17 protein-coding genes are annotated in these 17,302 nt (G+C 70.4%); 4 read left to right on the top strand and 13 right to left on the bottom strand.

The features are described 5' to 3' along the window. Positions 1-43 precede the first annotated feature (43 nt). Together ASC98_RS00665 and ASC98_RS00660 are read left to right on the top strand one after the other, a co-directional pair. Positions 44-580, top strand: a complete 537-nt coding sequence (locus tag ASC98_RS00665) for a hypothetical protein (RefSeq protein ID WP_056803008.1) — start codon at positions 44-46, stop codon at positions 578-580. Continuing rightward, on the top strand, positions 577-1,272 hold the full coding sequence (locus ASC98_RS00660) for a hypothetical protein (RefSeq protein ID WP_056803005.1): 696 nt from the start codon (positions 577-579) through the stop codon (positions 1,270-1,272). Before ASC98_RS00665 ends, ASC98_RS00660 begins: the two co-directional genes overlap by 4 nt. 2 nt (positions 1,273-1,274) lie before the next feature. Here the strand turns inward: ASC98_RS00660 and ASC98_RS00655 are convergent, their stop codons facing one another. Genes ASC98_RS00655 through ASC98_RS00620 form a run of 8 tightly spaced genes read right to left on the bottom strand, consistent with a single transcriptional unit; the run spans position 1,275 to position 8,435 of the window. Continuing rightward, positions 1,275-1,850 carry a GNAT family N-acetyltransferase gene (locus tag ASC98_RS00655; protein WP_056803002.1) on the bottom strand — a complete coding sequence of 192 codons (576 nt, stop codon included), beginning with the start codon at positions 1,848-1,850 and terminating at the stop codon, positions 1,275-1,277. A gap of 40 nt (positions 1,851-1,890) precedes the next feature. Then, positions 1,891-4,284, bottom strand: coding sequence for a glycoside hydrolase family 3 N-terminal domain-containing protein (locus tag ASC98_RS00650; protein ID WP_056802997.1), 2,394 nt, complete (start codon positions 4,282-4,284; stop codon positions 1,891-1,893). Beyond that, a complete protein-coding gene (locus ASC98_RS00645; RefSeq protein ID WP_056802994.1) occupies positions 4,281-4,772 on the bottom strand; it encodes a GNAT family N-acetyltransferase in 492 nt (163 codons plus the stop codon). Before ASC98_RS00645 ends, ASC98_RS00650 begins: the two co-directional genes overlap by 4 nt. A 40-nt stretch (positions 4,773-4,812) precedes the next feature. After that, complete coding sequence (locus tag ASC98_RS00640) at positions 4,813-5,034, bottom strand: DUF167 domain-containing protein (protein WP_056802992.1); 222 nt, start codon at positions 5,032-5,034, stop codon at positions 4,813-4,815. Beyond that, positions 5,031-5,447 carry a PDZ domain-containing protein gene (locus tag ASC98_RS30960; RefSeq protein WP_056802989.1) on the bottom strand — a complete coding sequence of 139 codons (417 nt, stop codon included), beginning with the start codon at positions 5,445-5,447 and terminating at the stop codon, positions 5,031-5,033. The genes ASC98_RS00640 and ASC98_RS30960 overlap by 4 nt, the downstream gene beginning before the upstream one ends. Continuing rightward, a complete protein-coding gene (locus ASC98_RS30955; RefSeq protein WP_162249255.1) occupies positions 5,444-6,184 on the bottom strand; it encodes a hypothetical protein in 741 nt (246 codons plus the stop codon). Before ASC98_RS30955 ends, ASC98_RS30960 begins: the two co-directional genes overlap by 4 nt. A gap of 1 nt (position 6,185) precedes the next feature. After that, positions 6,186-6,701 (bottom strand): hypothetical protein, encoded by a 516-nt coding sequence (locus ASC98_RS00625; RefSeq protein WP_056802983.1) that lies wholly within the window; start codon positions 6,699-6,701, stop codon positions 6,186-6,188. A 45-nt stretch (positions 6,702-6,746) separates the two neighbouring features. Next, on the bottom strand, positions 6,747-8,435 hold the full coding sequence (locus ASC98_RS00620; RefSeq protein ID WP_056804685.1) for an AMP-binding protein: 1,689 nt from the start codon (positions 8,433-8,435) through the stop codon (positions 6,747-6,749). A 174-nt stretch (positions 8,436-8,609) separates the two neighbouring features. On the opposite strand from ASC98_RS00620, the gene ASC98_RS00615 reads away from it, so the two are divergent. Next, a complete protein-coding gene (locus ASC98_RS00615; RefSeq protein WP_082541775.1) occupies positions 8,610-10,121 on the top strand; it encodes a glycosyltransferase family 39 protein in 1,512 nt (503 codons plus the stop codon). 81 nt (positions 10,122-10,202) lie between these two features. On the opposite strand, the gene ASC98_RS00610 is transcribed toward ASC98_RS00615, so the two are convergent. Next, positions 10,203-11,153, bottom strand: coding sequence for a GlxA family transcriptional regulator (locus ASC98_RS00610; RefSeq protein ID WP_056802977.1), 951 nt, complete (start codon positions 11,151-11,153; stop codon positions 10,203-10,205). Between the two features lie 108 nt (positions 11,154-11,261). Between ASC98_RS00610 and ASC98_RS00605 the strand changes: the two genes are divergently transcribed. Then, the gene (locus ASC98_RS00605; protein WP_056802974.1) at positions 11,262-12,260 is read left to right on the top strand and encodes an SLAC1 anion channel family protein; all 999 of its coding nucleotides are present in this window, start codon (positions 11,262-11,264) and stop codon (positions 12,258-12,260) included. 298 nt (positions 12,261-12,558) lie between these two features. Here ASC98_RS00605 and ASC98_RS00600 read toward each other — a convergent pair whose 3' ends face one another. The 4 genes from ASC98_RS00600 to ASC98_RS00585 form a co-directional block, all read right to left on the bottom strand. After that, a complete protein-coding gene (locus ASC98_RS00600) occupies positions 12,559-13,791 on the bottom strand; it encodes a carbohydrate porin (protein WP_056802971.1) in 1,233 nt (410 codons plus the stop codon). A gap of 208 nt (positions 13,792-13,999) precedes the next feature. Then, positions 14,000-15,091 carry an ABC transporter ATP-binding protein gene (locus ASC98_RS00595; RefSeq protein WP_056802969.1) on the bottom strand — a complete coding sequence of 364 codons (1,092 nt, stop codon included), beginning with the start codon at positions 15,089-15,091 and terminating at the stop codon, positions 14,000-14,002. 1 nt (position 15,092) lies between these two features. After that, entirely contained in the window at positions 15,093-16,412 is a 1,320-nt protein-coding gene (locus ASC98_RS00590; RefSeq protein ID WP_056802967.1) for a GH1 family beta-glucosidase, read from the bottom strand. 37 nt (positions 16,413-16,449) lie between these two features. Then, on the bottom strand, positions 16,450-17,298 hold the full coding sequence (locus ASC98_RS00585; RefSeq protein ID WP_056802965.1) for a carbohydrate ABC transporter permease: 849 nt from the start codon (positions 17,296-17,298) through the stop codon (positions 16,450-16,452). Between the last annotated feature and the right edge of the window lie 4 nt (positions 17,299-17,302).

Below are 17,302 nucleotides of genomic sequence, written 5' to 3'. Positions count from 1 at the left end.
CAGAATACCGACAATTCCAAATTCCGGAAATGAGAAAGCAATCATGACTCGCCTGGCCGCAAAGCAGTTGGTGCTCAAGCCCCAGGATCTGGTCGTGGCGTTGAAGATCCGCGTCAACAGCGACCGGGAGTTCCTGCTCGCAAGCTTGGCACAGGAGCTGGAGATGGCGGTATCGGCCGTCCATGGCTCGATCAAGCGCTGCGAGCAGGCTTGGCTGCTGACCCGTGTCGGCGGCGGGATGCGCGCTATGCGTCCGGCCCTCGCCGAATTCACCATCCATGGGGCGAGATATGCCTTCCCTGCCGTGGTGGGCGGCCTGTCGCGCGGCATGGCGACGTCATTGGCCGGCCCATCGCTGCGTTCTCATTTCAATCAAGCGGGCGGCATGCCACCCGTGTGGCCGGATGCGCATGGCGACGCCTACGGCCCCAGCCTCGTTCCGTTGCACCACACGGTGCCGGCGGCATGCCGCACGGATGAGAAGCTGTTCGATGTCCTGAGTCTTCTCGATGCCATGCGCATCGGCGCCGCGCGCGAACGCGAACTGGGGTCGGCCTTGCTTGAGGAGCGCCTCGCATGAATCCCGACGACCCGAACATCGTTGCGTTGGAACAGGTCGCGATCCAGCTGGGCGACTTGCGTGATGAACTGGTGCTGGTCGGCGGATGCTCCATCGGCCTGCTGATCACCGACCCCGCAAGCCCTCCAGTGCGCCAGACAGTCGATGTGGATCTGGTGGCCGAGGTCACCACCGTCGGCGAGTACTACGTCCTGTGCGGCAGGCTCGAAGAGCGTGGGTTTCATCCAAGCGCTGCCGCCGAGCACATGTGCCGGTGGACACACGGCGTCCTGCAGCTGGACGTCATGCCCAGCGACGCTTCAGTGCTGGGGCACTCCACCAATCGCTGGTACGGGCATGCGGTGCGCAGTGCGTGGCGCAAGACACTGCGCAACGGTGTGAGCGTGCTGGTCGCCAGCCCCGCGCTGTTGTTGGCGACCAAGTTGGAGGCCTTCCGCGGACGCGGCAAAGGCGATTTCGGCCACCACGATATGGAAGACATCATCAACCTCGTCGACGGCAGGCCGGAACTTGCGGCTGAAGTCGATGCTGCAGCCGACGACGTGCGCGCCTACCTGCGCCAGGGGTTCGACGATTTGCTCGCCGATCGCCGGTTCGTTGACACGATTCCCATGCACCTGCGCGGAGATCCCGCCAGCCAAACCCGCGCCGGCATCATCCTCGACCGCCTGCGCCGCCTCGCCGGCCTCTGAACTCACTCCGGAAGCACCACCACCCGCTGCTCGCGCCGCAGCAGCGAGAACTGCACCAGGTCCTGCGCCTGCCCGCCCCACCAGCCGGCCTCGCGCAGCAGGCCTTCGCGCACGAAGCCGAGGCGCTGCACCAGCTTCAGCGACGCGAGGTTGTCGGGGTGCACCTGCGCCTCGACGCGGTTCAGCTGCATCTGCACGAAGCCGAAGCCCAGCACCGCGAGCAGCGCTTCGCGCATGAAGCCCTGGCCCCAGGCCTCGCGCGCGAGTTCGTAGCCGACCATGCAGGCGCGCCACTGGCGGTTCCAGCGGAACATGCCGCAGGTGCCGATCAGCCGGCCGTCGGCGCGCCGCTCGATCCCCCAGCGGATGCCCGGATTGGCCAGCGTGCGGGCCGTCGCCCAGCCCTCGATCACCTTCTGCGCGGCCTGTTCGTCCGGCAGCGGCTCGGTGCCGAACCAGCGCATCGCGTCGGCATCGGCATGGATCGCGAACAGCACCGGCGCGTCGGCAAGCGAGGTCTCGCGCAGCAGCAGGCGCTGCGTCTCGAGAACGGGGAAACGGCTCGACGGCTCGGACATGACGGACCTGGCAGGCCCCGGTGGGGGCGGTCCGTCGAGTCTACGTCTGCTGCCCCAGCATCTGACAGGTGGCGCGGCTTTCCATCCGCCAGTCGCGGCCCAGCGTGCGCACCGCGCCGGTGACCTGCACGCTGGTGCGCAAGCGGATGTCGGCGCTCGACGCGCCGACCTGCAGTTCGAACGCGCCCGGCTCGACGATGCGCGCACCGCTCGCGCCGGTGAAGTTCAGCATGTCGACCGGCAGCTGGAAGCGCACGCGCGCCGATTCGCCCGGCGCCAGCGCCAGCCGTGCGAAGCCCTTCAGCTCCTTCACCGGCCGCACCGCCGACGCCAGCACGTCGCGCACATACAGCTGCGGCACCTCGACGCCGGCGCGCGTGCCGGTGTTGGTGATGCGGCACGACAGCTCGACCTCGCCGCGCTCGATGTCGACCGTCGGCTGCGCCAGCTGCAGCTCGTCGTACGCGAACGCGGTGTACGACAGCCCATGGCCGAACGGGTAGCGGCTGCCGAAATGCAGCGCGATCGGCGTGCCGGCACTCTTCAGCTTGTGGTTGTAGAAGTACGGCATCGCACCGGCGCTCTTCGGCACCGACAGCGTCAGCCGGCCCGACGGCTCGACCGCGCCGGTCAGCACCTCGGCGATCGCGGTGCCGCCTTCCTGCCCGCTGGCAAAGGCCATCACCAGCGCCGCCAGGTCGTGCTCGCGCCCGCCCAGCGTGTACGGCCGCCCACCGGTCAGCACGACGATGGTCGGCGTGCCGCTGTCGAGCACCGCGTCGAGCAGCGCCTGCTGCGCACCGGGCAGCGCGAGCGAATCGGCATCCGAGCCTTCGCCGACGGTGCCGGTCTGGAACAGCCCGGCCAGGTCGCCGACGCAGACGATCGCGACATCGGCTTCCTTCGCGCAGGCGACCGCCGCGGCGATGCCGTCGCGGCGTTGCGAGACGCGCGAGACCCGCTCGCCGTTCACCGCCTCGGCCACGTCGCCGGGGAACACCGGCGCGCCGGCGCCGCGCCCCTCGAGGATCGGGCAGCCCTGGGCGTAGCGCACGTTCGCGTCGCCGAACGCCGCCTTCAGGGCCGCGAGCGGCGTGACGACCTGCGAGCTGCCTTCGGTCTGGTCGTTGAGGATCAGGTGCACCGGGAAGCTGTAGCCGCCGAGCAGCGCCAGCGGGTCGTCGGCGGTCGGGCCGATCACCGCGATGCGCCGGCCGGCGCGCGCGTCCAGCGGCAGCATGCCGTCGTTGTGCAGCACGACGACCGATTGCCGCGCCACCTCGCGCGCCAGCGCGACGGTGTCGGGGTGCTGCAGCGCGATGCCGGCCTCGTCGGCATACGGTCGCTCGAACAATCCGAGCCGGAACTTCTCGGTCAGCACGCGGGCGACCACCTCGTCGATCTTCTGCGCGGTGATCAGCCCGCGCTCGAGCGCCTGGCGCAGCTGCGGCGCGCAGTCGTCGCCCGGCAGCTCGATGTCGAGCCCGGCGTTGAAGGCCTGCGCCGCGGCCTCGGCCCGGTCGGCGGCGACACCGTGGTGCTGGTACAGCAGGCTGATGCCGACGTAGTCGGCGACGACCAGCCCGTCGAAGCCCCATTGGCCGCGCAGCACCTCGGTCAGCAGGTGGTGCGACGCATGCGCCGGCTCGCCGTCGATGTCGTGGTAGGCCGGCATCACCGAGCCGGCGTTCGCCTGCTTCACCGCCATCTCGAACGGCAACAGGAACACGTCGTTCAGCTCGCGCCAGCCGAGGCTCACCGGCGCGTGGTTGCGCGCACCTTCGCTGGCCGAATGGCCGGCATAGTGCTTCAGCGTGGCCAGCAGGTCGCGGCGCGGCCCCTGCAGCCCGCGCACATAGCGCGTGGCCAGCACGCCGACGAGGTAGGGGTCTTCGCCGAAGGTCTCTTCGGTGCGGCCCCAGCGCACGTCGCGCGAGACGTCGAGCACCGGCGCGAGGCCGTGGTGGCAGCCGACGCTGCGCACTTCGCGGCCGATGGCCTGCGCGGCGCGTTCGATCAATTCGGGGTTCCAGGTGGCGCCGTACGACAGGGCCGACGGGAACAGCGTGGCGCCGCGGCCCATCAGCCCGACCAGGCATTCCTCGTGCGACATCGCCGGAATGCCGAGCCGGGTCTCCTCGACGAGGAACTTCTGCAGCCGGTTCAGCGCGCGCACGCCGGCGACCGGATCGACGCTGTGGCTGCCGAGCGGGCGCGAGATCTGGCCGAGGCCATGGCGCAGGCCGTGCCGCACGGTCTCGGCGTCGCTGCCACCGGTGAAGCTGTCCATGCGCGGGCGGTGCCGGCCGTCTTCCGACAGCAGCAGCCAGAAGGCGTGCAGCTGCGCGATCTTCTCGTCGAGCGTCATGCGCGCGAGCAGGTCGGCCACGCGTTCGGGGATCGGGCGGGCCGCGTCTTGGTAGGGGTGGGTCATGGGGTTTGTCTCGGGTCTGTTCTGGGAAAGGACTCGGCCGCGAGCGCCTTCGCGAGGCACACCGATTGCGTGCGCCCGGCGTAGTGGCCGAAGTTGGGGATGCGCGCATAGCCGCGCGATTCGTAGAAGCCGATGGCCCGTTCGTTGACCACGCGGGTCGACAGCCACAGCGCGTGGTAGCCGAGGGCGGCCGCCTCGGCCTCGAGGAAGGCGAGCAGCGCCGAGCCGACGCCGCGAGTGCCAGGCAGGGCGTACATGCGCTTCAGTTCGGCAATGCCCGGCTGCAGCGGCCGCAGCGCACCGCAGCCGACCGGCCGCGACTGCGCATCGCGCGCCACGGCGAAGCAGGCCTGCGGATGGCGCACGTCGTCCGGGTCGAACGAGCTGCGGCCCGCGTCGCCGGTGATCGACGCCAGCGTGTCGGAGAGTTCGTCCATCAGCGCCCGCGCGTCGGGTGAGCCGGGGTCTTCAGCGGTGATCGTCAGCATGGCGGCTTCGAGGGAATCTGCGCAACGCTGCCGGCAGAGATCAGTCCAGCTGCACCAGCTTCATCCGGCCGGACGCCCCGCTCCTGATCTGCACCTGCGATCTGCGCAAACCGAAATGTTCGGCGATCAGCGCGATCAGTTCCTGATTGGCCTTGCCATCTATCGGGGGCGACTTCAGGTGGGCGAGCCAGCTGCCGTCCGGCTGGGCTTCGAGCTGGCGGGTGCGGGCGTTCGGCTTGACCTTGACCTGCAGCGTCGTCATCTGACTGGCGCCGCGGGAGCGGTGTTGGGCACTGCCGGCGCAGGCTTCGCGACCGCGACCAGCGTCACCTCGTAGGCCTTGCCGTCCGGCCGCTTCAGCGCCAGGCGCAACGATTGGCCGACCGTCTTGTGCATCACCGGTTCGAGCTCGCGGGCCTTGCGCCCGGCGATCGTCAGGCCGTCGGCGGCGATCACCTGGTCACCGACCGCGATGCCCTTCTGCGCCGCCGGCGAGGCCGGTGCGACGCGCGCGATCGTCACGCTCTGCAGCTTCGGGTTCCACGGCATGCCGCCGTCGGTTTTCACCGAGATGCCGATGCCGTAGTAGCCGGCCGGCGGCGCGTCGGCCGCGCGGGCGGTCGGCAGGCACAGCAGCGCGGCCGCGCCGACGGCGAGCAGCAGCTTGCGGTTCATGGGCCGACAGGCGGTTTCAGCAGCGGCCGCAATGCCAGGCGCACACCGTCCGCGGTTTCGGCATCGGATGCGAACAGGTCCGGGCGCTGCAGGTATCTGCCTTCGCGCACGTCCGCCACGTAGGGCAACGAGCTGCCGCCGTAGCTCTTGAGCAGCAGCCCGCCGTCGGCGGACAGCACCAGCAATTGCACCGAGAGCGCGGTCGTCGTGCCGTCGAAGCGGTACGTCGACCCATAGGCGCGGACCGTCGTCTGGGTGCGGCGCTGGCCATCCCATTCGACGTCGCCGCCGGAGGATTGCGCGCGCCGCGTCATCAGGCGGTGATCGATCACTGCCGCGGCGTGCGTGTCCTGCGCCACGCGCTGCGCCAATCGCGACAGCACCCTGCCGTAGGCGCCGGTGCGCAACGCGCCGGTGACCGGGTCGTACAGGCCGCCGACCGCCTGCACTTCGCGCGACCAGTCGGCGTCGAACTGCGCGGTGTCCGCCATCACGACGCGAAAGCCCGCGGCGCCGAGTTGCGCCTGCAATTGCGCCAGCACCAGCTGGTCGCCCGCGGCCAGGTCGGTCGGCGGCGACTTGACAGGCAGCAGCGCCACCACGCTCCCCGGCGGCAGCGCATGCAACGCGGCCGACGTGAACTCCTCGGAGCTGCGCGGCGGCGTCATGCCGCACGCGCCGAGGATCGCGACGCAGGCGAGCAACCCGGTCAACCCGGCGCGTCGACGCAACCCCATGTCAGCTGGCAGCGCGCGGCGCGACCGGGATCTCGCAGGACGCGGCAGCAGCCAGGCCCTTCAGGAACGCGCGGCGCACGGTGCCGGCGGCGATCGCGGCGGCGACGTCGCGCGAGTAGCGCTCGGCACCGCTGAGCTTGCGGATCCAGCCGCGGAACGGCACCACGCCTTCGGCGGCGCTGCGCAGGTTGCCGACCGCCATGCCGCTGGCAGTGCCGGCGCCGCGCTCGATCAGGCTCGGGTTGCTGGCCGATGGCGGCGTGTCGAGGTCCGGGCCGAGCACCGCGTCGAGGGCCTGCACGTCGGCCGTCAGCGCGGCGCAACCGGCCGGCGACGGCACCGCGTACGGCGCCTTTTGCGCGGCCTGCAACGGCGCCGGGATGTCGGTGCGGATCAGGTTCAGGTCGTTCAGCGGCGTGACCATCGCCTCGCCGGCCTGCGTGAGGGTCTGGCGCGGGGCGTCGGAAGCGCAGGCGGTGAGGGCGAGCGCAAGGCAGGTGAGGGCGAGTTTGGTCATGGGGGCAAGTCTAGTGGCGAAATCCGGTGGCACGGCATGCCGGCCTCAGGCCTGGTGCCACAGCACGGCACGCCCCGCCCGCGACCAGCCTTCGAACAGCGTCCCGTAGGCCTCTTCGATGCGATTGCGCTTGACCTTCAGCGTCGGCGTGATGAAGCCGTTGTCGACCGTCCACGGCTCGCTGACCGTCACCAGGCAGTCGAGCCGCTCGTGCGGGTCGAGCCGGTCGTTGACGTGACGCAGGTGCACCTCGAACGACGTCTCCAGGTCCTGCCGCGACAGCGGGTTGCCGGCCTGCCGCGCCGCGGCCGGCGACAGCATCAGGATGCCCATCGGCTGGCCCAGGTTCGCGCCGATCACGCAGCAGGCCTCGACCGCCGGGTGCATCACCAGCTGGTCCTCGATCGGCGCCGGCGACACGTACTTGCCCTTGCTCGTCTTGAACAGGTCCTTCACGCGGCCGGTGATGCGCAGGTTGCCCTGCCCGTCGATCTCGCCCTTGTCGCCGGTGCGCAGCCAGCCGTCGTCGGTCATCGCCTCGCGCGTCAGCCCCGGCGCCTTGTAGTAGCCCAGCATCAGCCCGGGGCTGCGCATCTGGATCTCGCCGTCGGCCGGGGCGATGCGGCATTCGACGCCGTCGTACGGCGGGCCGACCGTGCCCGGGCTGGCCCGGCCCGGCTGCGTCGCATGCGACACCCCGCAGTTCTCGGTCATGCCGTAGGCGTCGAGGATCGACAGGCCGAGCCCCTGGTACCACGCGCGCAGTTGCGGCGGCAGCGGGGCCGCACCGCAGGCGGCGACGCGGCACTGGTCGAGCCCGAGCGCGCGCAGGATCTTGCGCCGCACCAGGCCGCCGAGCAGCGGAATCCTCAGCAGCCGCTGCAGCTTCGCCGGCGGCATCTTCGCGTGCACGCCCTGCTGGAACTTGACCCACAGCCGCGGCACCGAGAAGAACACCGTCGGCCGCGCGCGCTGCAGGTCGCTGGCGAAGGTCTCCAGGCTCTCGGCGAAGAACAGGTGCATGCCGGTCGCGAGCTGCCCGTGTTCAACCAGCGCGCGCTCGGCCACGTGGGCCAGCGGCAGGTAGCTCAGCATGCGGGTGTCGGGGTCGATCGCCTCCAGCCGCTTCAGTCCCGCGCGGATAGACCATGCGAACGCCCCGAAGCTCTGCATCACGCCCTTCGGCACGCCGGTGGTGCCGGAGGTGTAGATGAGGGTCGCCAGCGCGCCGGCCTCGCGCACCGGCTCGCCGTCGAGCGGCGCGGTGGCCGCGACCAGGTCGTCCCATTGCGGCCAGGCGTTGGCGGGGGCGAGCGGCAGGCCGATGCACGGCAGCCCGTCGGGGATGCCGCTCTTCATCGCGTCCCACCCGTCGAGCTTGCCGACGAACAGCAGCTGCGCCTCGCTGTGCAGCAGGATCTGCCGGATCGTCGCGGCCGACAGCGTCGGGTACAGCGGCACCGAGACGCCGCCGGCCATCCAGATCGCCCAGTCGGCCATCAGCCAGTGCGCGCAGTTCTTCGACAGCAGCGCCACCTTCGCGCCGTCGCGCACACCGCGCTCGCGCAGGTGGGCGGCGATGCGCCGCACCTCGGCCATCACCTGCGACCAGGTGAACTCGCGCAACACGCCGCCGCCCTGCGGCTGCGTGAAGCAGACGCGCTCCGGCGCGCTGCGCTCCCAGTGGTACAGGCGCTGCAACGCCAGGTGTTCCGGCAGGACAGGATCTGGCATGAACGACTCCAGCATCGGTGCGGTGGCACCGGTGGCCGACGATAGGAGCGGCGCGGTGCCGGCGCCTAGAGGGTGACTACCGATCGCGGCTCGATCACCCCCCGGGCGCGGGGCCGGCACGGGCGCGCGGATTAAACTGCGGCGCCCTGTCGGCAGCCCGGCTCCTCCCCCACCATGGCCCTCTCGTCTCCCGCCTCCGATCGATCCCGGGCCGCGTCGCACCTGCCGCTGCCGCCGGCCTTGCTGTTCGCGCTGGTGTTCGGCATCGGCTGGGCGATGTTCGGCGCGCTGCTGAACCCCGGGCAGGCCGGCGACCACTTCGAGCAGTTCACCTGGTCGCACAGCTTCGAGGGCGGCTACCACAAGCACCCGCCGCTGCCGACCTGGATGCTCGCGGCAGCGATCCGCGTCTTCGGCTTCTGGCCGCTGTGGCCCTACGTGCTGGCCGCACTGTGCGTCGCCGGCACCGCCGTGTTCACCTTCCTCGTCGCGCGGCGCCTGCTCGGCGAGCAGCTGGCCGGCGTGGCCATCGTGCTGTGGGGGCTGCACTTCGCGTTCAGCTGGAAGGGCCAGCTGTTCAACCACAACACGGTGATGATGCTGTGCCTGGCCGCCGCGGCCTGGGTGGCGCTGCGTGCGGTCGAGCCGCGCAGCGGCTGGGGTGGGTGGATCGCGCTGGGCGTGCTGGCCGGGCTGGCGCTGCTGTCGAAGTACCAGTCGGCCGTCGGGCTGGCCGGGCTGATCCTCGCGCTCGGGCTGAGCGGCATGCTGGCCACGACGCGCGCGCGCATCGGCCTGGCGCTCGCGGTGCTGATCTCGCTCGCGCTGTTCGCACCGCACGTCGCGTGGGTGTTCCACCACCAGTTCTCGACGCTGCGCTATGCGTCGACCACCGCCTTGCAGCTCGACGCGGCCGGCCGCGTGCACAAGCTGCTGTCGTTCGCCGCGGTGCACCTGCGCATGCTGCTGCCGGTGCTGGTCGCGATGCTCGGGCTGCTGGGCTGGCAGCGCGTGGCGCCGGTCGCCGCCGAGCCTGTCGACGCGGTGCCGCCACGCGTGCGCCGCGCGTGGCTGTTCGGGCTGCTCGGCTTCCCGCTCGCGGTGCTGGTGGTGATGTGCCTGGTGTTCGGCGTGCGGCTGCAGGACCACTGGGGCTTCCAGAGCGTGCAGTTCATCAGCCTGTGGTTCGCGTGGCTGCTGCGGGCGCGCGTCGGCGCGGCCACGCTGCGGCGGCTGTGCGTTCTGGCGCTGGCGATCCACCTGGCGTTGATGGCGGCTTATGCGCGCTCGGTGGTCGACCCGAGCTCGCTGGCCGGCCGCGGCCGGCCTGACCAGTTCTACCCGGCGCAGCACCTGGCCGACACGGTGCTGGCGGCCTGGCGGCAGACGACGACCTGCCCGCTGCGCTTCGTGGTCGGGCCGACCTACGAGGGCGGCATGGTGTCGGTGTACTCCGGCAGCAATCCGGCGGTGCTGGAGTCGGGGGATCCGCTGAAATCGCCGTGGATCGACCTGGACGCGATGCGCGCGGCCGGCTCGGTGCAGCTGTTCCACAGCGCCGACGAAGCGCCGGCGGGCACACCGCCGCTGCGCACGCTGGCGTTCATGCCCGGCACGTCGAAGACCTCGAGCTACGACATCCTGTGGACCGTCGTGCCGCCGCGCGACCCGGCCTGCATCAAGTGAGCCCCTCGGTCGATGAGTACATCGACCGATCCCCCGAGGGGATGCGGGCCGGCTTGGGGCGGCCCGGCGCTCGGCCCGCCGTCAAGTGAAGCGCCGCCGGTAGTCGCGCAGGCCGACACCGACACGCCGCGCGAAGGCCCGCCGCAATGCGTCGGCATTCGCATAGCCGACGGCATCGGCCAGGCGCTTCAACGGCAGGTCCGAGGCCTCGAGGCGCCGGCGTGCCTCGTCGATGCGCGCGATCTCGACGAACTCGGCCGGCGTCAGGCCGACCTCGTCCTTGAACACCCGCGCGAAGTTGCGCTCGCTCATGCCGGCCCGCAGCGCCAGCGCGGGCACCGACAGGTCGCCGCGCAGGTTGGCCAGCACGTGGTCCTGCAGCGTGCGGATGGCGGACTTCTCGGCCGTCTGCGCGGCCAGGTGCGCACTGAACTGGCTTTGCCCGCCGGGCCGCTTCAGGAACATCACGAGCTCGCGCGCGACGCGCAGCGCCAGGTCGCGGCCATGGTCCTCTTCGACCAACGCGAGCGCGAGGTCCATGCCGGCCGTCACGCCGGCCGAGGTGTAGAGCGGGCCGTCCTTCACATAGATCGCATCGGGCTCGACCCGCGTGCCGGGGTTCTCGGCGGCGAGCCGATCGACCGAGTTCCAGTGCGTCGCGACGCGCCGGCCCTGCAGCAGCCCGGCGGCCGCGAGCACGAAGGCGCCGCTGCACACCGAGCCGATGCGCCGCACCGCCTTCGCCTGGCGCCGCAGCCAGCGCTGCAGGTCGTCGCGCGCGACGATGGTCGCCACCTCCGGCCCGCCGGCCACCAGCAAGGTGTCCAGGCGCGCGCGGTGGTTCGCGATCGTCGCGTCGACCTGCAGCCGCGGGCCGCTGCCGCAGCGCAGCGCGCCGGCCTCGGTGCCGATCACCTGCACCTGGTACGCCTTCAGGTCGCCGAGCTGGCGTGCCGCCTCGACGAAGACATCGGCCGGGCCGGCGACATCCAGCAGCTGGACGCCGGGAAAGACAAGGATCCCGATGCGCATGGCAGAGGCTCTCGCATGTTTGGCCGGATTCGGCGGACATCGCCGGTACGGCCGGTGCCAGTGTGGCCGAAACTCATGTGTCCGGCAATTCCAGCCATCGGAGCCTGCATGTCCTTTCCGTCCACGCCCCTTCATCCACCGGCCGCCGTGCCGACAACCACCCCCGGCCTGCCCCACCTGCCGGTCAACCTGTTCGCGTCGGTGATGGGCTTGTCGGGCCTCGCGCTCGCGTGGCGCCAGGCGGCCGGCCAGTTCGGTGCGCCGGCGGTCGTCGGCGAAGCGATCGGCGCGTTCGCGCTGGCCGTCTTCGGCGTGCTCGCCGCGGCCTACCTCGCGAAGCTCGCGCGGCATCCGGACGCGGTCGTCGCCGAGTTCCGCCACCCGGTGGCCGGCAACTTCTTCGGCACCATCGTGATCGCGGTGCTGCTGCTGTCGGCGGTGCTGCAGCCGTACGGCAGCACGCTCGCCAGCGTGGTGTGGACGCTGGGCGCCGCGGCCACGTTCCTGCTGAGCGGCGTGGTGGTGTCGCGCCTGCTGCGCGGCGGCATCGACGCGAAGCTCGCGGTGCCGGCGTGGGTGATCCCCGGCGTCGCGACGCTGGACATCGCGGTCACCGGCGCACGGATGCCGATGGCCTGGGCGGCAGAGGTCAACTGGGCGGCGATGGCGCTCGGCACGGTGCTCGCGCTGGTGCTGCTGGTGATGGTGCTGTCGCGGCTGGTCCACCACGACGCGCTGGCCGGTGCGATGGTGCCGTCGCTGATGGTGCTGATCGGGCCGTTCGCGGTCGGCTTCCTCGCGTACACCGCGATGACCGGCGCGGTCGATCGCTTCGCGTCGATGCTCTTCTACTTCGCGCTGTTCATCTTCATCGTGCTGGTGCCGAAGGTGTTCCGCCGCGACGTGCCGTTCGCGCCGTCGTGGTGGGCCATCGGCTTCCCGCTGGCGGCGCTGGGCAACGCGGCGCTGCACTACGCCGCGGCGCATGCCGGCTGGCCGCTGCAGGCGCTCGCGCTGGCGCTGCTGGCGTTCCTGACGGCCGTGCTGGCCGTGCTGACGGTGCGCACGCTGCGCATCGCCGTCGACGGTCGCCTGCTCGCCGGCTGAAACGCACCGATGAAGATCGGAGCCCGGGCCGAGCGCCGGGCCGTCCCAAGCCGGCCCGGATCCCCCCGGGGGATCGGACGATGTACCCATCGGCCGAGGGGTCGTCATCCACCACGCAAAAAGGCCCGGCACAGGGCCGGGCCAACGCTCTCGCTCGGATCCCCACCGCCGTGGAGACCCCGCGGATCACTGCGCCGAGGCGCCGAGCCCGCGTGTCGGGCCGCACACCGGGGGAGTCTGGCAAGCACGATCCCCCAACCGCGGCAAAACCTGTCCTACCGGCGGCGGCCCGGGCCGATCACCACCAGGTCTCGCCTTGGATCCCGACGGAGGTGCCGGCTTTCTTGTCGCCGAAGACGGCCTGCGTGGTGCCGCCGAGGTTCAGGCGTGCTGCTTCGTTCCACGCGGCATGCGTGACGAACAGGCGCACGGTCGGGCGCGACCACGGGTCCTTGCCGGCCGATGCGGCCAGCGTGCCGGTGATCTTGGTCATCGTCAGGTTGCCGGTGCTGCCGGCCGCTGCCGCGATGCTCGAGCCGGCGTCCGGCTTGACCTGGTCGTGACCGACCTCGAGCAGCGCGCGGAACGGGCCACCGAGGTAGGTGTCGGTGCGCGCACCGATCGAGAACCACTTGTTGCCGCCGTCGTTGATCTGCTTGTTGATGCGGTATTCGGCAATCGCATCCCAGCCGGTGGTCTCGCCGAACTTGCCGGTCTGCTGGATCACGACGCGGCTGTTCTTGGTCTCGCCCAGCTTGTCGAACTTGGCACCGAAGATCGTCGCGCCGCCGAGCGTACCGTTGATGGTCTGGTACGCACCCACCGCGAGGCCCTTGGGCTGCTTGTCGGCTTCGACGCCGTTGGCGCCGCCGGTCTTCGACTGCATCGAGCCGGTCACGTAGATCGACAGGTCGCCGTTCGGGATGTCCTTGATGCCGGTCAGGCGCACGGGAATGCTGAAGCGGTTGTTCTTCACCGACGTGTCGTTGGCCGCACCGGGCACGCCGTAGTTCGGGTCCATCATGAACGCGACGCTCAGCTTGCCGATGCCCACTTCCATGTCCTCGACGCCGGCACCGTTGCCGTCGTTGTTCTCGAGGAACTGGTCGTTGATGCCGAGCTGCAGGCGGTTGTAGAAGCGGCGGCCGGCCCAGACCTTGCCGTTGGCCAGCTGGCTGATGTGGTCGCCGTAGGTGTAGATCTGGCCGAAGCGCGTGGTCAGCGCATCCGGCTGCGACTGGCCGGCGTCCCAGGCCTTGTAGACGCTCGGCATCACGTGCACGTGCCAGTCGGAACCCTCGAACTCGGCCAGCTTCGCATTGATGTTGGGCTCGACCACGTAGTCGCACTCGTTGCCCAGGCGCCATTTCGTGTCGGCGCCGGCCAGCTGGTAGCAGACCTGGTTGCCGCCACGCGTGTTGAGGCCGACGCCTGCACGCATGTAGCCCGAGAAGTCGATGGCGGGTCCGGCGGCGGCCGAACCGACGGCGCCTGCAAGCGCCATCGCGAGGAACAGAGGTTTCTTGTTCATGGTGTCTCCTGGTCTCCTGTTGGGGTGGAAAAGAGGTCGTTCGCCGAAGTGGCGGCTTTTGGCCTATGGAGTGGCAGGCCAAAACGGGGGCGCGACGCTGCCGCCGGGCACCGGGCGGTCCATGCGGAAAACGTCGCGGACCCGGTCCGAGAAATCGTTTTCATCACGGCGGTGGCCAGCAGGGGCAGCGAGGCGGGCATGGGGGGCCTCAGTGGAGGGCGAGGGCGGCGCCGCTGTCGCTGAACAGCAGCGCGCGCGAGGCTTGCGGCACGAGGCCGATGTCCTGGCCGGCGCCGAGCCCTTCGTGGTCGGCGGGCACGCGCAGCGAGACGGTGTTGGCGGTGCCGCGCAGCGTGGCGTGCACGATGATCGAATCGCCGAGGTGTTCGAGCAGGTCGACGCGGGCGGCGAGGCCGTTCTCGACGCGGCCGATGCCGAGGTGTTCCGGGCGGATGCCGAGCACCAGCTGGGCCGAGGCGCCCGACGGCAGCCCGCCGGGCAGGCTGAGCGTGCCGGCCTGTTCGACGCGCAGCTGCACCGCACCGGCGCCGGCGGCCGCGGCGACGCAGGGGATGAAGTTCATGCGCGGCGAGCCGAGGAAGCCGGCGACGAACTGGTTGGCCGGTTGCTCGTACAGCGACATCGGCGTGCCGACCTGCTCGATGCGGCCGGCATTGAACACCGCGATGCGGTCGCCGAGCGTCATCGCCTCGACCTGGTCGTGGGTCACGTAGATCATCGTGTTGCCGATTTCCTTGTGCAGCTTCGACAGCTCGATGCGCATCTGCACGCGCAGCGATGCGTCGAGGTTCGACAGCGGCTCGTCGAACAGGAAGACGCGCGGCTTGCGCACGATGGCGCGCCCGATCGCGACGCGCTGGCGCTGCCCGCCGGACAAGGCCTTGGGCTTGCGTTCGAGCAGGTGCGTGATCTGCAGGATCTCGGCGGCGCGGCCGACGGCCTTCTTCACGTCGTCCTTCGACTGTCCGGCGAGCTTGAGCGCGAAGCCCATGTTCTCGGCGACGGTCATGTGCGGGTACAGCGCATAGCTCTGGAACACCATCGCGACGCCGCGGTCGGCCGGCGGTACCTCGTTGATCAGGTCGCCGCCGATGCGGATCTCGCCCTGGTCGATGTCTTCGAGGCCGGCGATCATCCGCAGCAGCGTCGACTTGCCGCAGCCGGACGGACCGACGAAGACCGCGAATTCGCCGTCGGCGATGTCGAGGTCGATCCCGCGGATCACCTCGACCTTGTTCTCGTAGCTCTTGCGCACGCCGCGCAGGGTCAGGGCAGCCATCTCAACTCTCCGTCTTGTCTTGGGTGCGAGCGATGAACTCGCGGTACCAGTGCGCGCTGTCCTTCAGCGTGCGCTGCTGTGTCGCGTAGTCGACGTGCACCAGCCCGAAGCGCTTCGCGTAACCGGAGTTCCACTCGTAGTTGTCCAGCAGGCTCCAGTAGAAGAAGCCCCGCACGTCCACGCCTTGCGCGATGGCATCGCTCACCGCACCGAGGTGGCTGCTCAGGTAGTCGATGCGCTGCGGGTCGGCCACCTTGCCGCCGTCGATCTGGTCGGCGCAGGCCGTGCCGTTCTCGGTGATCCACACCGGCGGCAGCGGGTAGTCCTTGTGGATCTTCACCAGCAGCTCGGTCAGCCCCTGCGGGTAGTTCTCCCAGCCCATGTCGCTCTCGCCGCGCAGCTTCGGCGCCGGGCGCGGCGGCTCCTCGCTCGAGGCCCAGATGCGCGTGTAGTAGTTGACGCCGAGGAAATCGAGCTTCTGCGCGATCACTTCGAAATCGTTTTCATGCGTGACCGGGTAAAGGTGCACCCCGGGGGCCGTCGGGTAGCGCTTCAGGAAGATCGGGTCCATGTACCAGCGCACGAAGGTCGCGTACTCGCGCTCGGCCAGCGCGATGTCGGTCGCGCTGCCGGTGGCGGGCGTCGCCGGCGACTGGTTCAGCACGATGCCCAGCGGCGCCTTCACGCCGGCCGCGCGCATCGACTGCAGCGCGAGGCCGTGCGACAGCAGCAGGTGGTGCGCGACCTGCACCGTGAGCTGCGGGTCCTTGAAGCCGGGCGCGAACTGGCCGTTGCCGTTGCCGAGGTAGGCGGTGCACCACGGCTCGTTGTGCGTCGCGATGCTGGCGACGCGGTCGCCCAGCCTGCGGCCGATCACCGCGGCGTACTCGGCGAAGCGGTGCGCGGTGTCGCGCGAGCCCCAGCCGCCGAGGTCCTGCAGCCCTTGCGGCAGGTCCCAGTGGTACAGCGTCAGGTGCGGCGCGATGCCGCGTTCGAGCAGGCGGTCGACCAGCCGGTCGTAGAACGCCAGGCCCTTGTCGTTCCACGCGCCATGGCCGAGCGGCTGCACGCGCGGCCAGGCGATCGAGAAGCGGTAGCTGTCGACGTTCAGGCCGGCGATTAGCTCGACGTCGTCGGCCCAGCGGTGGTAGTGGTCGCAGGCAACGTCGCCGGTGTGGCCGTCGAAGGTCTTTCCCGGGGTGTGCGAGAAGGTGTCCCAGATCGACGGGCCGCGGCCGTCTTCACGGGCCGCGCCTTCGATCTGGTAGGCGCTGGTGGCGACACCCCACGCGAAGCCGCGGGGAAATTTCGGGTCGGTCACGGGTCGGGATCCTTGAAGAGAACGTCGGTAGGAACGATCAGGCCTTGACCGCGCCGGCGGTCAGCCCTTCGATCAGCCGGCGCGAGGCCAGCACGAACATCACCAGCAACGGCAGCACCGCGATCGACGAGCCGGCGCAGATGGCGCCCCACGGCGTCTGGCCGGTGCCCTGCAGCGAACGCAGCGCGAGCGGCACGGTGAACATCTCCATGTCGCGCATCACGATCAGCGGGCCGAGGAAGTTGTTCCACGCGCCGATGAAGGTGACCAGCCCGAGCGTGCCCAGCGCCGGGCCGATCAGCGGCACGACGATGCGCAGGTAGATGCCGAACTCGCCGCAGCCGTCGATGCGCGCGGCATCGACCAGGTCGCGCGGGATCGCCGAGCCGATGTACTGCCGCATCATGAAGATGCCGAGCGCGCCGCAAGCGGCCGGCACGATCAGCGCCTTCGGCTGGTTCAGCCAGCCGAGCCAGCTCATCGTCAGCGCGGTCGGGATCATCCCGACGAAGCTCGGCAGCAGCAGCGTGGCCATCACGAAGCCGAACAGCCGGTCCTTGTGCTTGAAGTCGTACATCGCGAACGCGAAGCCGGCCAGCGAGCAGAACAGCAGGTTCAACGCGGTGATCGCCACCGCGATGTAGACGCTCCAGCTCAGGTTGCGCCAGAAGAACGGCAGCCGGTCGAGCAGCAGCTTCACGTTGTCGATGAAGGCGTCGCCGAACCACAGCGGCGGCGGCACCGACAGGATCTCGTGGTTCGAATGCGTCGCGAACACGAACATGAAATAGAACGGCGCCAGCATCAGCAGCGCGCCGCCGAGCACGATGGCGTAGGCGCTCGCGGCGGTGGCCGGGTTGGCGAAGCGGATCGAGGTCGAGCTCATCGCG

The organism is Rhizobacter sp. Root1238, assembly GCF_001425825.1.
Classification (GTDB): Bacteria; Pseudomonadota; Gammaproteobacteria; order Burkholderiales; family Burkholderiaceae_C; genus Rhizobacter.
Note: the sequence above shows the minus strand (reverse complement) of the source record. Positions and strands in the feature narration are given on the sequence as shown.